At 68.3% G+C, this 16,265-nt stretch carries 18 protein-coding genes; 15 read left to right on the top strand and 3 right to left on the bottom strand.

The window, feature by feature from the left end; genetic code table 11:
* The first annotated feature begins 217 nt into the window (after nt 1-217).
* The 8 genes from ACYR7D_RS03605 (at nt 218) to ACYR7D_RS03570 (ending at nt 7,965) form a co-directional block, all read left to right on the top strand.
* Nucleotides 218-1,180 carry a redox-sensing transcriptional repressor Rex gene (locus ACYR7D_RS03605; protein ID WP_459548205.1) on the top strand — a complete coding sequence of 321 codons (963 nt, stop codon included), beginning with the start codon at nt 218-220 and terminating at the stop codon, nt 1,178-1,180.
* A complete protein-coding gene (locus ACYR7D_RS03600) occupies nt 1,177-2,607 on the top strand; it encodes a glutamyl-tRNA reductase (protein ID WP_459548204.1) in 1,431 nt (476 codons plus the stop codon). The genes ACYR7D_RS03605 and ACYR7D_RS03600 overlap by 4 nt, the downstream gene beginning before the upstream one ends.
* On the top strand, nt 2,604-3,734 hold the full coding sequence (gene hemC, locus ACYR7D_RS03595; RefSeq protein ID WP_459548203.1) for a hydroxymethylbilane synthase: 1,131 nt from the start codon (nt 2,604-2,606) through the stop codon (nt 3,732-3,734). Before ACYR7D_RS03600 ends, hemC begins: the two co-directional genes overlap by 4 nt.
* Nucleotides 3,731-5,293 (top strand): bifunctional uroporphyrinogen-III C-methyltransferase/uroporphyrinogen-III synthase, encoded by a 1,563-nt coding sequence (locus ACYR7D_RS03590; RefSeq protein WP_459548202.1) that lies wholly within the window; start codon nt 3,731-3,733, stop codon nt 5,291-5,293. Before hemC ends, ACYR7D_RS03590 begins: the two co-directional genes overlap by 4 nt.
* 26 nt (nt 5,294-5,319) lie before the next feature.
* Nucleotides 5,320-6,297: a porphobilinogen synthase gene (gene hemB, locus ACYR7D_RS03585; protein WP_459548201.1), complete on the top strand. Its 978-nt coding sequence runs from the start codon at nt 5,320-5,322 to the stop codon at nt 6,295-6,297.
* Nucleotides 6,294-6,794 (top strand): hypothetical protein, encoded by a 501-nt coding sequence (locus ACYR7D_RS03580; protein ID WP_459548200.1) that lies wholly within the window; start codon nt 6,294-6,296, stop codon nt 6,792-6,794. Before hemB ends, ACYR7D_RS03580 begins: the two co-directional genes overlap by 4 nt.
* Before the next feature lie 345 nt (nt 6,795-7,139).
* Entirely contained in the window at nt 7,140-7,649 is a 510-nt protein-coding gene (locus ACYR7D_RS03575) for a hypothetical protein (protein ID WP_459548199.1), read from the top strand.
* A 70-nt stretch (nt 7,650-7,719) separates the two neighbouring features.
* On the top strand, nt 7,720-7,965 hold the full coding sequence (locus ACYR7D_RS03570) for a hypothetical protein (RefSeq protein ID WP_459548198.1): 246 nt from the start codon (nt 7,720-7,722) through the stop codon (nt 7,963-7,965).
* Nucleotides 7,966-7,974: 9 nt separating this feature from the next.
* On the opposite strand, the gene ACYR7D_RS03565 is transcribed toward ACYR7D_RS03570, so the two are convergent.
* Nucleotides 7,975-8,358: a hypothetical protein gene (locus ACYR7D_RS03565; protein ID WP_459548197.1), complete on the bottom strand. Its 384-nt coding sequence runs from the start codon at nt 8,356-8,358 to the stop codon at nt 7,975-7,977.
* A 199-nt stretch (nt 8,359-8,557) separates the two neighbouring features.
* On the opposite strand from ACYR7D_RS03565, the gene hemL reads away from it, so the two are divergent.
* From hemL to ACYR7D_RS03530, 7 genes are all read left to right on the top strand, one after another.
* Nucleotides 8,558-9,862 (top strand): glutamate-1-semialdehyde 2,1-aminomutase, encoded by a 1,305-nt coding sequence (gene hemL, locus ACYR7D_RS03560; protein ID WP_459549998.1) that lies wholly within the window; start codon nt 8,558-8,560, stop codon nt 9,860-9,862.
* 101 nt (nt 9,863-9,963) lie between these two features.
* Nucleotides 9,964-10,635: a histidine phosphatase family protein gene (locus ACYR7D_RS03555; RefSeq protein WP_459549997.1), complete on the top strand. Its 672-nt coding sequence runs from the start codon at nt 9,964-9,966 to the stop codon at nt 10,633-10,635.
* Nucleotides 10,636-10,648: 13 nt separating this feature from the next.
* On the top strand, nt 10,649-11,272 hold the full coding sequence (locus ACYR7D_RS03550) for a TlpA disulfide reductase family protein (RefSeq protein ID WP_459548196.1): 624 nt from the start codon (nt 10,649-10,651) through the stop codon (nt 11,270-11,272).
* 241 nt (nt 11,273-11,513) lie between these two features.
* Nucleotides 11,514-12,389: a cytochrome c biogenesis CcdA family protein gene (locus ACYR7D_RS03545; RefSeq protein WP_459548195.1), complete on the top strand. Its 876-nt coding sequence runs from the start codon at nt 11,514-11,516 to the stop codon at nt 12,387-12,389.
* Complete coding sequence (resB, locus tag ACYR7D_RS03540; RefSeq protein ID WP_459548194.1) at nt 12,386-14,005, top strand: cytochrome c biogenesis protein ResB; 1,620 nt, start codon at nt 12,386-12,388, stop codon at nt 14,003-14,005. The genes ACYR7D_RS03545 and resB overlap by 4 nt, the downstream gene beginning before the upstream one ends.
* Before the next feature lie 85 nt (nt 14,006-14,090).
* On the top strand, nt 14,091-15,059 hold the full coding sequence (gene ccsB, locus ACYR7D_RS03535; protein ID WP_459549996.1) for a c-type cytochrome biogenesis protein CcsB: 969 nt from the start codon (nt 14,091-14,093) through the stop codon (nt 15,057-15,059).
* Between the two features lie 186 nt (nt 15,060-15,245).
* Nucleotides 15,246-15,470: a hypothetical protein gene (locus tag ACYR7D_RS03530; RefSeq protein ID WP_459548193.1), complete on the top strand. Its 225-nt coding sequence runs from the start codon at nt 15,246-15,248 to the stop codon at nt 15,468-15,470.
* A 65-nt stretch (nt 15,471-15,535) separates the two neighbouring features.
* Here ACYR7D_RS03530 and ACYR7D_RS03525 read toward each other — a convergent pair whose 3' ends face one another.
* Nucleotides 15,536-15,736: a hypothetical protein gene (locus ACYR7D_RS03525; RefSeq protein WP_459548192.1), complete on the bottom strand. Its 201-nt coding sequence runs from the start codon at nt 15,734-15,736 to the stop codon at nt 15,536-15,538.
* Between the two features lie 184 nt (nt 15,737-15,920).
* Nucleotides 15,921-16,133 (bottom strand): BldC family transcriptional regulator, encoded by a 213-nt coding sequence (locus ACYR7D_RS03520; RefSeq protein ID WP_459548191.1) that lies wholly within the window; start codon nt 16,131-16,133, stop codon nt 15,921-15,923.
* Nucleotides 16,134-16,265: the final 132 nt, after the last annotated feature.

The following is a 16,265-nucleotide window of genomic DNA, read 5'->3' as shown; positions in this document are numbered from 1 at the left end:
AGGTGAGGCCGCGACACAAAATGAGGCGAATTTCACCGACTTTGTGCAGGGCTTCACAAGCAGTTACGGTGGTGGCACGCGAACCGCAGGCCGGGGCGAGTATCCGGCCGCCGGTAGCAGGTGAATCAACCCGATATCCGACCCCCGGCGCATGGACCATCACGGCGGAGGTCGCCGAGCACCCGGCCGTTTCCGGTCCGGACGAGGAGCCGAGGACGTGACAGAGCACCATGAGACGCGCGGCGTCTCCGACGATGCTCCCAACGTCACCACCCGGACCCCGCAGAAGGACATCCCCCAGGCTACGGTGACCCGGCTCGCCACCTACCTCCGGGTGCTCGCCCTGTTGAGCGACGACGGTGTGGCCATCGTATCCAGTGAGGAACTGGCTGTCGCGGCGGGTGTCAATTCGGCCAAACTCCGCAAGGATCTGTCGTTCCTGGGGCCGAACGGGGTGCGCGGCGTGGGCTACGACGTGGCCCGGCTGCGGGCCCGGATCGAGGACGTTCTCGGGCTCGCCGACGGGCACCGGGTGGTGCTGGTCGGCGCCGGCAATCTGGGCCGTGCGCTGGTGGGATACCGCGGGTTCCGCCGGCGGGGGTTCGCGGTGGTCGGTGTTTTCGACAACGACCCCGAGGTGATCGGCCGGGATGTCGAGGGCCTGCGGGTGCGTGACGCCGCCGGCCTGGCCGAGGGGATAGCCGTATTGCGGCCGACCATCGCGGTCATCGCGGTTCCCGACGACGCCGCCCAGCAGGTGTGTGACGAACTGATCGCCGCCGGGGTGCAGTCCATCCTCAGTTTCGCGCTGTGCCCGCTCACCGCTCCGCCGGGCGTGGAGCTGCGGCGGGTGGATCTCGCGGTGGAGATGCAGATGCTGTCGTTCGAACGGGTCCGCAACGCGGATGCCGAGGAGTCCGCCGCGGCCGCGGCGACCACCGAAGATGTGGCGGAGAACGCCGTCGGACCGGCGAATGATTCCGCGGCGGGCGGTGTTGTACCGGGCAGTGCCGTATCGGCCGCCCACCCCTTGAACGGCTCCGGCCGGATCGCTCGCCGAATGCCCGCGCATTCGCCGCCGGGCGCCGCCGGGCTCTCCCATTGCGCGGCTCAGGCCGCCCAGACGGCCTCGCATACGGCAACGGAGCCAACCAGCAAGGGATCGGTGGTCACCCCATGAGCGTTCTTCTCGTCGGAATCTCGCACCGCAGCGCCCCCGTGGCGATGTTGGAGAAGGTGGCGATCACCGATACGGACCGGCCCAAACTGATCGACCGAATGCTGGCATCCGACCATATTTCCGAAGCCATGATCGTCTCCACCTGCAACCGGGTGGAGATCTACGCGGTGGTCGACGCCTTCCACGGTGGTCTGGCCGATGTGGGGGAACTGCTCACCCGCCATTCGGGACTGCCGATGCCCGAGCTCACCCGCCATGCCTACGTGCGCTACAGCGAGGCCGCGGCCGAACATCTGTTCGCGGTGGCCAGCGGGCTGGATTCGATGGTGGTCGGCGAGCAGCAGGTGCTCAGCCAGATCCGCAGCGCCTACACCACCGCCGACGCCCAGCAGGCCGTCGGCCGCACATTGCACGAACTGTCCCAGCAGGCGTTGCGGGTCGGTAAACGAGTGCATTCGGAAACCGGTATCGACCGGGCCGGCGCCTCGGTGGTTTCGGTGGCTCTGGATCGGGCGACCGCGGTGCTCGGGCCGCTTGCCGGACGCACCGCGGCGGTGGTCGGCGCCGGCGCGATGGGCGGGCTCGCGGTCGCGCATCTGTCCCGGGCCGGCATCGAGCGGATCCTGGTGGTCAACCGCACCATCGAACGCGCCGAACGGCTGGCCGCGACCGCGGAAACCCATGGGGTGACCGCTCGGGCCCTGGAACTGTCCCGGCTCACCGAGGCCCTGTCCGCGGCCGATGTGGTGATCAGCTGCACCGGGGCGGTGGGATCGGTGGTGACCCTGGCCGACGCGCACAACGCGCTGTCGGACCGGGAACGCCGTGCCGCCGGGCAGCCCCTGGTGTTCTGTGATCTCGGTCTGCCCCGGGATGTCGACCACACGGTGGCCGGCCTGCCCGGTATCACCGTGATCGATATCGAGACCCTGCAGCGCGACCCCGCCGCGGGCGCGGCCGCCGGGGATACCGCCGCCGCTCGCGCGATCGTCGCCGAGGAACTCGCCAAGTACCTGGCCGGTCAGCGGATGGCCGAGGTCACCCCGACCGTCGCGGCGCTGCGGCAGCGCGCCGCGGAAGTCGTGGAGGCCGAACTCCTGCGCCTGGATTCCCGCCTCCCCGGGTTGGCCGATCCCGAACGCGACGAGGTCGCGCGGACGGTTCGGCGGGTGGTGGACAAACTTCTGCACGCCCCGACCGTCCGGGTGAAGCAGCTGGCCACCACGCCGGGAGGCGACAGTTACGCCGAGGCGTTGCGGGAACTGTTCGAGCTCAAGCCCGGGGCGGCCCAGGCGGTGGCGGCGCCCATGGAGATCCGTGGCGCCGAACACAACGGGGCCGGCTGGATGGGCCTGGACGGCGAAGTCGCCCTGGCCGACGATTTCACCCCCGCCGGCCATGACGAAGAACAGGAGCAGTCGACATGACCATCCTGCAGGGTGAAGGCTCGGCGTCGGCCGCGAGCCCGGGCGGGCGGCCGCCGTGGCGGATCGGTACCCGCGCCAGTCTGCTGGCGCGGACCCAGGCCGGTGATGTGCGCGACGCGCTCATCGCGGCCGGACAGCCGGCGGAACTCGTGCTGATCGAAACACCGGGAGACCTGTCCACCGGCCCGGTCGAGGATATCGGCGTCGGGGTTTTCACCAGCGCGCTGCGCGCGGAACTCGCCGCCGGAACCATCGATATCGCGGTGCACTCCTACAAGGATCTGCCCACCGCCCCCGACGAGCGTTTCGTCCTCGCCGCCGTGCCCACCCGCCAGGACCCCCGAGACGCGCTCGTCGCCCGGGACGGTCTGGTTCTCGGCGAACTGCCGCCGGGCGCGGTGATCGGTACCTCCGCACCGCGCCGTATCGCGCAACTGCGCGCACTCGGCCTCGGACTCGATATCCAGCCGTTGCGCGGCAACCTCGACACCCGCCTGCGCAAGGTCGCCGAGGGGGAACTGGACGCGATCGTGGTCGCTCGCGCCGGATTGGCCCGTATCGGCCGGCTGGATGCGATCACCGAGGCACTGGAACCGGTGCAGATGCTGCCGGCGCCCGCGCAGGGCGCGCTCGCGGTGGAATGCCGTGCCGGTGACACCGATCTGATCGAGCTGCTCGGCACCCTCGACGACACCGCCACCAGAACGGCCGTGACCGCGGAAAGAGCGCTGCTCGCCGAACTCGAGGCGGGCTGCACCGCGCCCGTCGGAGCGATAGCCGAAGTCGTCGAATCATTGGACGACGACGGACGCATCGTCGAGGAACTCTCGTTGCGCGGCTGCGCTGCCGCGCTCGACGGTTCCGATGTGATACGGGCCTCGACGGTGGGTGCACCGGCCGAGGCCGCCGAACTCGGCCGCGCACTGGCCCACGAACTGCTGGAGTTGGGCGCGCGTGAACTGATCGCCGCCGAACCCGGCACCGCGGATACGGGCAACGCGACAGCCGGGAACCACACCACCCCGGTGGGAACGAGCACCGCCGCAGCGGAATCGAGCGCCGCTACCGCGGGAACGAGCACCGCCACGGACTTCACCGAACCCAGTCCCATGGAGAACAACCGATGAGTCGAGCCAGCAAGAAGCATCCGGGGCGGATCCTGTTCGTCGGGTCGGGCCCGGGGGACCCGGCATTGCTGACCACCCGCTCCCGCGAAGTGCTGAGCCGGGCCACCCTCGCGTTCACCGATCCCGATGTGGACGCCGGCGTCCTCGCCCTGATCGGGATCGAGGTGGAACCGGACGCGGAGGGGCAGCGTCCGGTGGATGTGCGGCCCGCCCTCGGCGAACCCGCGGAGGTCGCCAAAACGCTGATCGCCGAGGCCAAGGCCGGTCACGATGTGGTCCGGGTGGTTTCCGGTGATCCGCTCACCACCGACGCGGTGATCGCCGAGGTCACCACCGTCACCCGCTCGCATATCGTCTTCGAGGTGCTGCCCGGGCTGCCGTCCGGCTCGGCGGTGCCCAGCTACGCGGGTATCGCTCTGGGCTCCGGGCACACCGAAGCCGATGTGCGGGGTGAGGTGGACTGGCAGGCCCTGGCCGCCGCGCCCGGTCCGCTGGTGCTGCACGCCACCTCCGGTCATCTCGCCGAAACCGCGAGCGCGCTGGTCGAACACGGTATGGCCCCGCAGACCCCCGTCGCGGTGACCGTACGCGGTACCACCCGCCAGCAGCGCACCATCGAAGCCACCCTGGCCACTTTGAACAGTGCCGCCTCCGAACTGGTCGGCCCGCTGGTGGTGACCATCGGTAAAGCGGTGGCGCAACGTTCCAAGATGTCGTGGTGGGAGTCGCGAGCGCTGTACGGGTGGACCGTACTGGTGCCGCGTACCAAGGATCAGGCCGCGGAGATGAGTGAACGCCTGGTCACCCACGGCGCCATCCCGAAGGAAGTCCCCACCATCGCCGTGGAGCCGCCGCGCAGTCCCGCGCAGATGGAACGCGCGGTCAAGGGACTGGTCGACGGTCGTTATCAGTGGGTGGTCTTCACCTCCACCAATGCCGTGCGCGCGGTATGGGAGAAGTTCGGCGAGTTCGGTCTCGATGCCCGGGCGTTCTCCGGTGTGAAGATCGCCTGTGTCGGCGAGGCCACCGCCGAAAAAGTGCGCTCGTTCGGGATCAACCCGGAACTGCTGCCCAGCGGGGAACAGTCTTCTCTCGGGCTGCTGGCGGACTTCCCGCCCTACGACGACGTCTTCGATCCGGTGAACCGGGTACTGCTGCCCCGCGCCGATATCGCCACCGAAACGCTGGCCGAGGGGTTGCGCGAACGCGGCTGGGAAATCGATGATGTCACCGCTTATCGCACCGTGCGCGCCTCCCCGCCGCCGGCCGAGACCCGCGAGATGATCAAAACCGGCGGTTTCGACGCGGTGCTGTTCACCTCGAGCTCTACCGTCCGCAATCTCGTCGGGATCGCGGGTAAACCGCACGCACGCACGATTGTGGCCTGTATCGGGCCCAAGACGGCGGAAACCGCGGTCGAATTCGGGCTGCGGGTCGATGTGCAACCGGAGGTCGCTCAGGTGGGCCCGCTGGTGGAAGCCCTCGCCGAACACGCGGCCCGGCTCCGGGCCGAGGGGCTGCTGCCCCCGCCTCGGAAGAAGAGCCGCCGCAGCAGGTGAGGGGAACGGGCCTAGACTCGACGTCCATGAGTGGTATCGAGCGTCCGCGGCGGTTGCGGCGCACACCGGCGTTGCGGCGGCTGGTGGCGGAGACCAGCGTGGAGCCGCGGCACCTCGTATTGCCGATGTTCGTCGTGGACGGGTTGTCCGAGCCCCGGGAGATCGGTTCGATGCCGGGAGTCCACCAGCATTCCCTGGACTCGTTGCGCGCGGCCGCGACGGAGGCGGTGGCGGCCGGTGTCGGCGGGTTGATGTTGTTCGGAGTGCCCAAGCCCGAGGACAAGGACCCGGTCGGCAGCCGGGCCGCCGACCCGGAGGGCATTCTCAACCGGGGGTTGCGGGCACTGGCCACCGAGGTGGGTGACGCGACCGTGGTGATGGCCGATACCTGTCTGGACGAGTTCACCGATCACGGCCATTGCGGTGTGCTGGACGACGCCGGTGCGGTGGACAACGATGCCACCCTGGTGCGCTACGTGGAGATGGCGCTGGCCCAGGCCGAAGCCGGGGCCGATCTGCTCGGGACGAGCGGGATGATGGACGGGCAGGTCGGCGCGATCCGCGAGGCGCTGGACGAAGCGGGCCGTACCGATACCGCCATCCTCGCCTACGCGGCGAAATACGCCTCTGCCTTCTACGGGCCGTTCCGGGAGGCAGTGTCGTCGTCGTTGCAGGGGGACCGGCGTACCTATCAGCAGGATGCGGCCAATCGTCGCGAATCCATCCGGGAGCTGGAACTGGACCTGGAGCAGGGCGCGGATATCGTCATGGTCAAACCGGCGATGTCCTATCTCGATATTCTGCGGGAGGTCGCGGATCGCTCGCCGGTTCCGGTCGCGGCGTATCAGATCTCCGGTGAGTATTCGATGATCACCGCGGCCGCCGAACGCGGCTGGATCGATCGTCGCGCGGCGGTGCTCGAATCGCTGACCGGTATCCGCCGGGCCGGCGCCGATATCGTGCTCACCTACTGGGCGACGGAGGCAGCGCGCTGGCTATCGTGAACCCGCCCGCGGATATCGTCACCGCGCGGCAACTGTGGTGGGGCGTCATAGGCCTGGGTATCGGCCGGTTGTTCGTATCGCTGGCCGATACGCTGGCGAACCGAGAGCGGTTCACCGCCGAGTTCCAGGAACGTATGCGGGCCGCGGATCCGCAGATCACTCCGGCGACCGTTGATCTTCTGGTAACCGTCGGTGCGGTGCTGGGGCTCGTATTCGGCCTGGCGATCGCCGCGCTGGGCGTACTCGTGGTGCATCAACTCACCAAGGGGAAGGTATGGGCTCGCACGCTGCTGACCTTCGCCGGGGTCTGGTTGGTGATCACGGGTGTCACCACCCTCTTCTCCATCGGTGTGGTGGAGGGCGTCGCGCCGTTGATCGCCGGTGCGGCATCGATCGTGCAGGCGGTTCTGGCCGGCGGAGCGGTTTATCTGTGCCAGCGGCCGGAGGCGGCGAAGTGGTTTCTCCCCCGGCGGCCCGGCGGCCCCGGCAATTCGTGAGAATTCCCCACCGAGGCCGTGACCTGTGCTTTGCCGCCGGCCCGGAGAGCCGTGCCATTCAGATAACGAACGCGAAGTTTGTTTCCGATATTCCGCCATGTATGGTGAGGGCTGTCACAGACGACATTGGGAACCGGTGGTTGCGGGTACCCGTCCGGTAGGACGGAAACCCGGAAGTTCCGGGGATCGGAGGCAACGATGCGAGTGGTGATCCAGCAGCCGCAGAGTATTCGGCGGGATATGCTCGTGCTGAGCCTGCTGATTCTGTTCGGTGTTCTCACCGTGGCGGTTCTGCTGATTCCCGGCGTCGTCGGCTGAGCGGGGTGGTTTCCGCTTCGGCCGGATATGCCTGATCTATCCGGTACCGCCGCCGAGTCCGCGGTGGTTCTGTTCCATGAGCCGGGAGCGCGCTGGCGGGCCGTCGCCTACGGGCCGTTGATCTGTTTTCTCCTGTTGGGCGCGGAACTCGTCGCCGGTGCCACACCGCACTGGTTCGCGCTGTTGTTCTGCGCCGCGCTGATCGCCGGTTTCGCGGTTCTGCAGATCTACGCCGCGCGCACCCATGTGAGCGTCGAACTCACCGAGGAGACACTGCGTAACGGCGCGGAGATCACTCCGGTGCGCTGTATCGCCGCGGTACTACCGCCGGATGCCGACGAACCCTGGGAAGACGGCCGGGCGCTCGGTGAACTCACCGGGGTGCCACGCCGCCGCACCGCGATCGGCTTGCGCCGCACCGATGGTGAGTTGGTCCGTACCTGGGCCAGAGACCACCGGGCGCTGCGCACCGCACTGGAACTGGCACTCACCCGAGCAACTGGGGAACCGGGGCCGGATACCGGCCGCGACGATTGATAATCCGATCCGGCGCGGGCAGCATCGGGGAGCGCCTCATCTCGAGATGCCCGCCGACCCAAGGAGAACCGTGAACCGCTCGATCCTCCCGGCTGCCGATATCGTGCTGGCGGTTCTCGCGATCGGACTGGCCGTGCTCTGCTGGAACCAGGGGTTGCACAACACCTGGTTCCCGGCGTCCGGCGACGTACCGGCGTATACCGCGACCCGCTATGTGGGGCCGTGGTTGTTCCTGGCGGTCCTGCTGGCCGCCGGGGCGGGGGTCGCCCTGCTCGACGCGGGCGTGCGGATCATCCGGCCGGTTCGGCGGAACTGAGCCGGAGCGTCAGTCCCACCGCTGGTAGATATCGAGCAGCCGGCCGTGCCGGGCCCCCGGAACGTGGAAGAACACGATCACGGAGCCGCGGTTGTCCACCGATTCGAGCATCACCTGACGGAGCGAGGCATGCACGCTGCCCTGTTCGTCCCGGTAGAGCCGGGTGTCGCTGTGCAGCCCGGCACCGATCCGGCTCGGCGGGATCACCTTGTCCACCAGAGCGGGGACGGGGCCGCCCGCCAGCGCCGCGGTCTCGTCGTAGGTCAGCGCGAACCCGGCCCGTACGTTCTCGGGGTCGAACACGGGGTCCGCCGCCGCGGCCGTGCCCGCGCCCAGGACGCCGAACGCGACCGAGGCCAGAGATACGGCCGCCCCACTGATGGCAATTCGCAAAACGACCTCCCGGCCGATGATCCACGCGGTTGACTAGACGAGAAGAGACATTACGCACTCGTGCCGCAGGCCCGGCGTATTTGAGTTCGTATGTGTCGTACAGCGGTATGTATCACGTATGCCGCACCCTCTCGTCGGCGCCCCGGGGCAGGCTGCCAAACTGGAGGCCGTGAGTTCTCTGCGCGTGGCCGGTGCGGCGGTGCCGGCCTCCAGTCAGCTTTTCCAGCGAGCCGAAGCGGTTGTTCCCGGCGGAGTCAATTCTCCGGTGCGGGCCTTCGGTTCGGTGGGGGGCACGCCGAGGTTCATCACATCTGCCCGCGGCTGCCATCTCACCGATGCCGACGGTAACGATTACATCGATCTGGTGTGCTCATGGGGCCCGATGATCCTGGGCCATGCCCACCCCGCGGTGGTGGAGGCGGTCCGCGAGGTCGCGGTGCACGGCCTGTCCTTCGGCGCGCCCACGGCGGCCGAGGTCGAGCTCGCCGAACTCATCGTGGATCGTGTGGCGCCGGTGGAGAAGGTGCGCCTGGTGAACTCCGGTACCGAGGCCACGATGAGCGCGGTCCGGCTGGCACGCGGTTACACCGGGCGCACCAAGATCATCAAATTCGCCGGGTGCTACCACGGTCACGTCGACGCGCTGCTGGCCGAGGCCGGCTCGGGGGTCGCCACCTTCGCCCTGCCGACATCGCCCGGGGTCACCGGAGCCCAGGCCGCCGATACCCTGGTGCTGCCGTACAACGATCTGGACGCGGTACGCGCGGCGTTCGAAGCGCACCCGGGCGAGATCGCGGCCGTGATCACCGAGGCCGCCGCCGGGAACATGGGTGCCGTCGCGCCGCTCCCCGATTTCAACGCCGGATTGCGCCGGATCACCTCCGATCACGGCGCCCTGCTCATCCTGGACGAGGTGATGACCGGGTTCCGGGTGAGCAGCGCGGGCTGGTACGGCCTCGATCCCGTCGCCGCGGACCTCTACACCTACGGCAAGGTGATGAGCGGCGGACTCCCCGCCGCGGCTTTCGGCGGCCGCGCCGAGGTGATGGACCGGCTGGCCCCACTGGGCCCCGTCTACCAGGCGGGCACCCTCTCCGGTAACCCTGTCGCGGTAGCGGCCGGCCTGGCGACGTTACGAGCGGCGGACGCCGAGGTGTACGCGACCCTGGACCGCAACAGCGAACGTCTCGGAATACTGCTCACCGATGCGCTCACCGGCGCGGGGGTGGCGCACCGGGTCCAATTCGCGGGCAATATGGTGAGCGTGTTCTTCGCCGATACTCCGATACTCGACTACGCCGCGGTCAAGGCGAGTCAGATATGGCGTTACCCGGCCTTCTTCCACGCGCTGCTCGACGGCGGGGTCTACGCGCCGCCGAGCGCGTTCGAGGCATGGTTCGTTTCCGCGGCGCTCGACGAGGACGCATTCGACCGTATCGCCGCAGCCCTGCCCGCCGCCGCCGAAGCGGCCGCGAGCGCCACACCCGAAGGAACTCGCGCGTGAGCCCCTCCGACCCCGAGCGCGTATCCGCCGAACCGGCGGACTCTGCCGACCGCCCCGCGTCCCCGGCGGCTGCCGGAGGCGAGCCCGATACCGACGGCGCGGTGGCCCCCGCCCCGCCCGCCTCCGGCGAATCGGATGCCGAATCGATCGAGACCATCGTGCACGTGCTGCGGCACGGTGAGGTGCACAATCCGCGCGGTATCCTCTACGGCCGCCTGCCGGGATTCGGGTTGTCGGTGACCGGCCGTGCCCAGGCCGGCGCGGTGGCCCGGGCGCTGGCCGATCACGATATCGCCCTGGTCATCGCCTCGCCGCTGCAGCGTGCGCAGGAAACCGCGGAGCCGATCGCCGCCCGGCACGGCCTGTCCGTGCGTATCGACGAGAACCTCATCGAAGCGGGTAACACCTTCGAGGGTCTGCGCGTTTCGGTGGGTGACGGCGCACTGCGCAAACCCCGGCACTGGTGGAAACTGCGCGATCCGTTCACCCCGTCCTGGGGAGAGCCGTATCTGCAGATCGCGCACCGGATGCTGGCCGCGGTGAACAAGGCACGGGTGGAGTCGGCCGGCCGGGAGGCGGTCCTGGTCTCCCATCAACTCCCGGTGTGGACGCTGCGCCGCTTCCTGCAGGGGCAGCGGCTCTGGCACGATCCGCGGAGCCGGCAGTGTGGCCTGGCCTCGCTCACCTCGCTGGTGTACCGGGGCGACACCCTGGTCGATATCGTCTACTCCGAGCCCGCGGGCGGCTCGGACCCCACGGTCCACGGCGCATGAGCGGGCAGGGCGTATGAGCGCACGTGCCGCCGCATTCGGGGCCCGGCTGGTGCCGGCGCTCGCGGCGCTGCTGTGCCTGACGGTGCTGCCCGCCTGTTCCACCGGCACCGACGCGGTGGCCACGGGCGGCACCTTCGAATTCGTTTCGCCCGGCGGGCAGACCGATATCTTCTACGATCCGCCGTCCGAGCGGGGCACCATAGGAAAGCTGTCCGGTCCGGATCTGATGTCCGACGACGGCGGAACCATCTCGGTAGCCGATTTCCCGGGCCAGGTGGTAGTCGTCAATCTGTGGGCGCAGTGGTGCGGCCCCTGCCGCGGCGAAGCGCCGGCGCTGGAGCAGGTGTACGAACGGACGAAGGATCTCGGGGTCGCGTTCCTCGGGATCAACGTCAAGGATTTCCAGCAGGACAAAGCTCGCGATTTCGTTATCGATAACCACGTCGGTTATCCGTCGATCTACGACCCGTCGATGCGCACGCTGCTGGCGCTCGGTGGAAATTTCCCGACCAGTGTCATTCCCACCACGCTGGTGCTGGATCGGGACCACCGGGTGGCGGCGGTGTTTCTGCGCGCCCTACTCGCTGAGGATCTTATGCCGGTGGTGCAGCGCATCGCCGCGGAGGGAGCATCATGAGAAGTCTTCGGTCCCGAGGTGTACGCCGGTACGGGGCGACCCGCCCGCCGCGTGGAGTACGCGCCGAGGTGCTGGTGAAATCGACGCTCGGTGCGTGGGAGCTACAGCCCGCGGCCGCGCCCGGCAGTGATCGGCGGGTGTCGAGTTCGCGCCCGTCGGGCTCGCGGGGGTCCACCGCGCCCGGTGGTCGCGGCGACGAACGGCGCGTGAGCGGCGAAGCGGAAGCGGAGCGTAGTTCACGTTGACGGTTCTGGCAGGAGTGGGGGAATCGTTCCAGCAGACAGCGGCCTCGGGCCCGCTGCTGCTGGCCCTCGGCGCCTGCCTGCTGGCCGGTCTGGTGTCGTTCGCTTCACCGTGCGTGGTGCCGTTGGTACCGGGGTATCTGTCGTATCTGGCCGGCCTGGTGGGTGCGCAGGCGCCACCGGTGACCGTCGAGCAGGCCCGCCGCGACCGGGCCGCCGCGGCTTCCGGCGGTAGGACCGCCGTGCTCACCGGTACCACGGCGGGTACGGCTCCGGCCGCCGATTCCGGGCGGCTGCGGGTCGCGGGTGCGGCCGGACTGTTCGTGGCGGGTTTCACCGTGGTGTTCGTGCTGGCCACGGCCACCGTTTTCGGTTTGATCCAGACCCTCAACGTCAACCGGGAGCTGCTGCAGCGGTTGGGCGGTGTGGTCACCATCGTGATGGGCCTGGCATTCCTCGGCTTGATCCCGGTATTGCAGCGCGATACCCGTATGGAGCCCCGGCGGCTGGCCGGGCTCGCCGGGGCGCCGCTGCTGGGCGCGGTGTTCGCGCTGGGCTGGACGCCGTGCCTCGGCCCTACGCTGTCGGGAGTGATGGCGGTGGCCGCCGGTACCGAGGGCACCACCGCGGCCCGCGGGGTGGCCCTGATCGTGGCCTACTGCCTCGGGCTCGGGCTGCCGTTCGTCGTTCTGGCCTTCGGTTCGGCGAGCGCGCTGCGCGGGGTCGGGTGGTTGCGCCGTAACTCGCGCACCATTCAGGTGATCGGCGGGATTCTGCTGGTGGCGGTCGGTATCGCACTGGTCACCGGCGCCTGGGATCAGTTCGTCGGCTGGGTACGTGACGGATTCGTCGCCGAGGTGACACTGCCGATATGACCGTGACCGACCACCCCGGGGCGCCCTCCGTCCGACCGCCTCGGCAATCTCCGCTGGGCCGTGCGTGGGCCGTCGTCCGTAACGGCTGGCGCGGGCTCACCAGTATGCGGACCGCGCTGGTCCTGCTGTTCCTGCTCGCGCTCGCCGCCATCCCGGGTGCCCTGCTGCCACAGCGGAGCCTGAACGAACAGAAGGTCGCGGAGTACATCGCCGATCGCCCGGTGCTCGGTGAATGGATGGACCGGTTCGAGCTGTTCGACGTGTTCTCCAGCTTCTGGTTCACCGCGGTCTACGCGCTGCTGTTCATCTCCTTGGTGGGCTGCATCCTGCCGCGCGCGGTGGATCATTACCGAGCGCTGCGAACCCCGCCGGTGCGGGTGCCGCGTAATCTCGCCCGCCTGCCACACCATCATCGTGTGGAGCTCGTCGGCACGCCGGAGGATATCGCCGAACAGGCGCGGGCCCGGCTGCGCGGCTGGCGTACCGAGGTGCGGCCGGGGGAGCGCGAGGGCGAGGTGACCCTCTCCGCGGAGAAGGGCTACACCCGTGAACTGGGCAATCTGGTCTTCCATCTCGCGCTGGTCGGTTTGCTGGTGGCCATCGCGATCGGGCGGTTGTTCGGCTACGAGGGCAGTGTGATCGTCGTCGCGAACAACGGGCCCGGGTTCTGTACCACCTCGCCCGCGGTCTTCGATTCCTTCCGCGCCGGGAACGTGAACGATGGCACCGGAATGACGCCGATGTGCGTCAAGGTGAAAAATTTCCGGGCCGACTATCTGGAAAACGGTCAAGCCGAGATGTTCACCTCCGATATCTCCTATCAGGCCGGTGACGATTTGACCACCGGTTCCTGGCGGGAGACGACCCTGCGGGTGAACCATCCGCTCCGGGTCGGTGGGGATCGCGTCTACCTGCAGGGCCACGGTTACGCGCCCACGTTCACCGTGACCTTCCCCAACGGGGAGGTCCGTACCGAGACCGTGCAGTGGCAGCCCAACGATATGACGACCTTCCTCTCCAGCGGTGTGCTGCGTATCGACCCACCGGGCGGTATGTACGCGACCGATACGGAACGGCGGCAGAATCAGATCGCTGTCGAGGGGTTGTTCGCGCCGACCGCGAGCTTTCACGGCAGCCTGCTCACCTCGGTGTATCCGGAGATGACCGATCCGGCGGTGGCGGTGGATATCTATCGGGGCGATACCGGTCTGGATACCGGGCGCCCGCAGTCGATCTTCGCGCTGGATCAGGAGATGGTGCGGCAGGGCCGGTTGACCAAGGAGGCCCGGGTGAATCTGCGGCCGGGTGAGTCGGCCACATTGCCCAACGGCACCGAGGTCCGGTTCGACGGGGCCGAGGAATTCGTGAACCTGCAGGTTTCGCATGATCCGGCGCAGCAGTGGGTGCTGGTGAGCGCGCTGGTCATGATGGGCGGGCTGCTGGTATCGCTACTGGTTGCGCGGAGGCGGGTCTGGTTGCGGGTGACGCCGGAGGGTACCGTGGAGCAACGACGCATCGTAGTAGAGATGGGTGGGCTCGCTCGCACCGATCAGGCCGGTTGGGGCGGTGAGTTCGACGGTCTGCGCCGGCGTCTGCTGGACGGGCCCGGAAGTTGAGCGCCCGGCTCGGGACGACAGCGTGCCCGCCACGCACGGGTGGTGACCCTACCGGCCACCGCGGTATGAACACGGGAGATGAATGATGCCGATCGACGACGCTCTCGCCGGCTACAGTGACCTCGCCTTCAAGACGGCGATCGTCGTGTACGCGCTGGTGCTGGTGCTACTGATCGTGCAGTACGCTTCCGCCCGCACGCGGCAGGTGAGCGAACGGGAACTGGTGACCGCCGGCGGGGTGGCCCCCGGTAGCGATACCCCCGGCAAGATCACCGAGACGCCCCGCACCCCCCTTTCCGAGCGACTGGGCAATATCGCTTTCTCGGTACTGTTCGTGGCGGTGGCGCTGCATATCGGTTCGATCGTGCTGCGTGGTTTCGCGACGGGCCGCTTCCCGCTCGGGAACATGTACGAGTTCGTCTCCATGGCGACCGCGGCGGCGGCGGTGGTCGGCCTCGTCTTCATGCGTGACGAACGCTACCGCGCCATGTGGGCGTTCCTGCTGACGCCGATGCTGATCCTGATGTTCCTCGCGGGCACGGTGCTCTACTCCGACGCCGCCCCGGTGGTGCCCGCGCTGCGTTCTTTCTGGCTGCCGCTGCATGTGACGATCGTGAGTATCGGTAGCGGTGTCTTCCTGGTGTCCGGCGTGGCGAGTCTGCTCTTCCTGTATCGGTTGCGTCAGGTCGAGGGGGCGGAATCGGCCGGTGTGTTCGGTGCCATCGCGCGTCGGCTCCCGGACGCGCGCACACTGGACCGGCTGGCGTATCGCACCACGATCATCGGGTTCCCGCTTTTCGGTGCGGGCGTGATCCTCGGCGCGATCTGGGCCGAGGCCGCGTGGGGACGCTTCTGGGGCTGGGACCCGAAGGAAACCTGCTCCTTCATCGCTTGGGTGCTCTACGCCGCCTATCTGCACGCCCGCGCGACATCGGGCTGGCGGGACACGAAAGCCGCGTGGATCAATGTGGCCGGATTCGTGGCCATGCTCTTCAACCTGTTCATCATCAATCTGGTCGTCTCCGGCCTGCACAGCTACTCCGGTCTGACCTGATCGCGGCGCGCCCATTTTCCGCGCCGCTGTGATCGTTACTCCGCCGCAATGCGGGCTTGCTATTGTTCGGTCTCGTAATAGCGGGGCTATATATATAGTCCGCGGTTCCGGTGATTTATCGGATGTGATCCCTCATTTCCCCACCACAGTGCGGCTGTGCCGCGGCGAACAGTGAGGAGAGCGGCAGTGGATTCGGAGCTTTTCGGTTCGGATATCGACGGAGATGCGCAGAGTTGCGCCTCGGAGACCGCGGATAACGCGGTGATCTGCGGATTGGAGCCGGACTCCCTGGTCAGACTGGTACGCACCGCCGTGGGACTGCCGGCCGAGGCGCTGGATCGCCTGGCCGGAGTCGCCGATAAATTACGGGCGGTGGAAGGACTGCCTCAGCTGGACAGCACGGCCGAATAGCCTCGAATTCGCTTCCTGCACCGCCGGTGCACGGAATACCTCGCTCGTCATAAGGGGCGAGGCGCTCAGGGCTCGGTCGATTCCGAATCGCCGTCCCGGTGTTTCTGCTGACGCGAAAGGCGCCAGAGGAATTCGGGATCGTCGTCCGGCCCGAGAACGCGTCTGGGGGCCGGTCCCGGAGCGGATGTCGTATGCCCGGGGCCGAACGCCTTCCAGCACAGCACCGCGACCACCACGATCGCGACGAGTGCCAACAGGTACATCACGTGGTTCACCTCCTCTATCGAGGTTAGCTCCCGCGGCGGTCGGCCGGTGTTCGCGCCGATGGCTCGACTGCTCCGGGGCCGGTGAAACCACCGGCCGACCCGTTCGAGCGGTTCGGTGATGGTGGTCGCGCGACGGCCGAGGGGGCCGCGCGGGCCCCGTCGCGCCGGTGCTCGGGTACCGGCGTCAGCTGCGCACGGTCGCTTCGGTGGTGAGCGATTCGAGTAGCCGCATCACCTCGGATTCACGGAACCGGCGATGGCCGCCCGGAGTGCGCAGGGAACCGAGCCGTCCCGCATGTGCCCAGCGAGTGACTGTTTTCGGGTCTACGTGGAACAGGGCGGCAACCTGGCCGGGGGTCAGCAGGTTCTCCTGGGCCCCGACGGCAATCGCGGTCATGGCAAACCTTTCTGTTTCGTCACGTTTCTCATCGGATGCCGACATAGTGGCACCGAGACCCCCGGGTGTTCGAACCACCTACTGTTGGTAAAGCGGAGGTAATGGACAAAACGGATACCCGTGTGATGGCTT

Source organism: Nocardia sp. X0981 (assembly GCF_977089955.1).
This window is presented reverse-complemented; position numbering and strand designations above follow the sequence as displayed.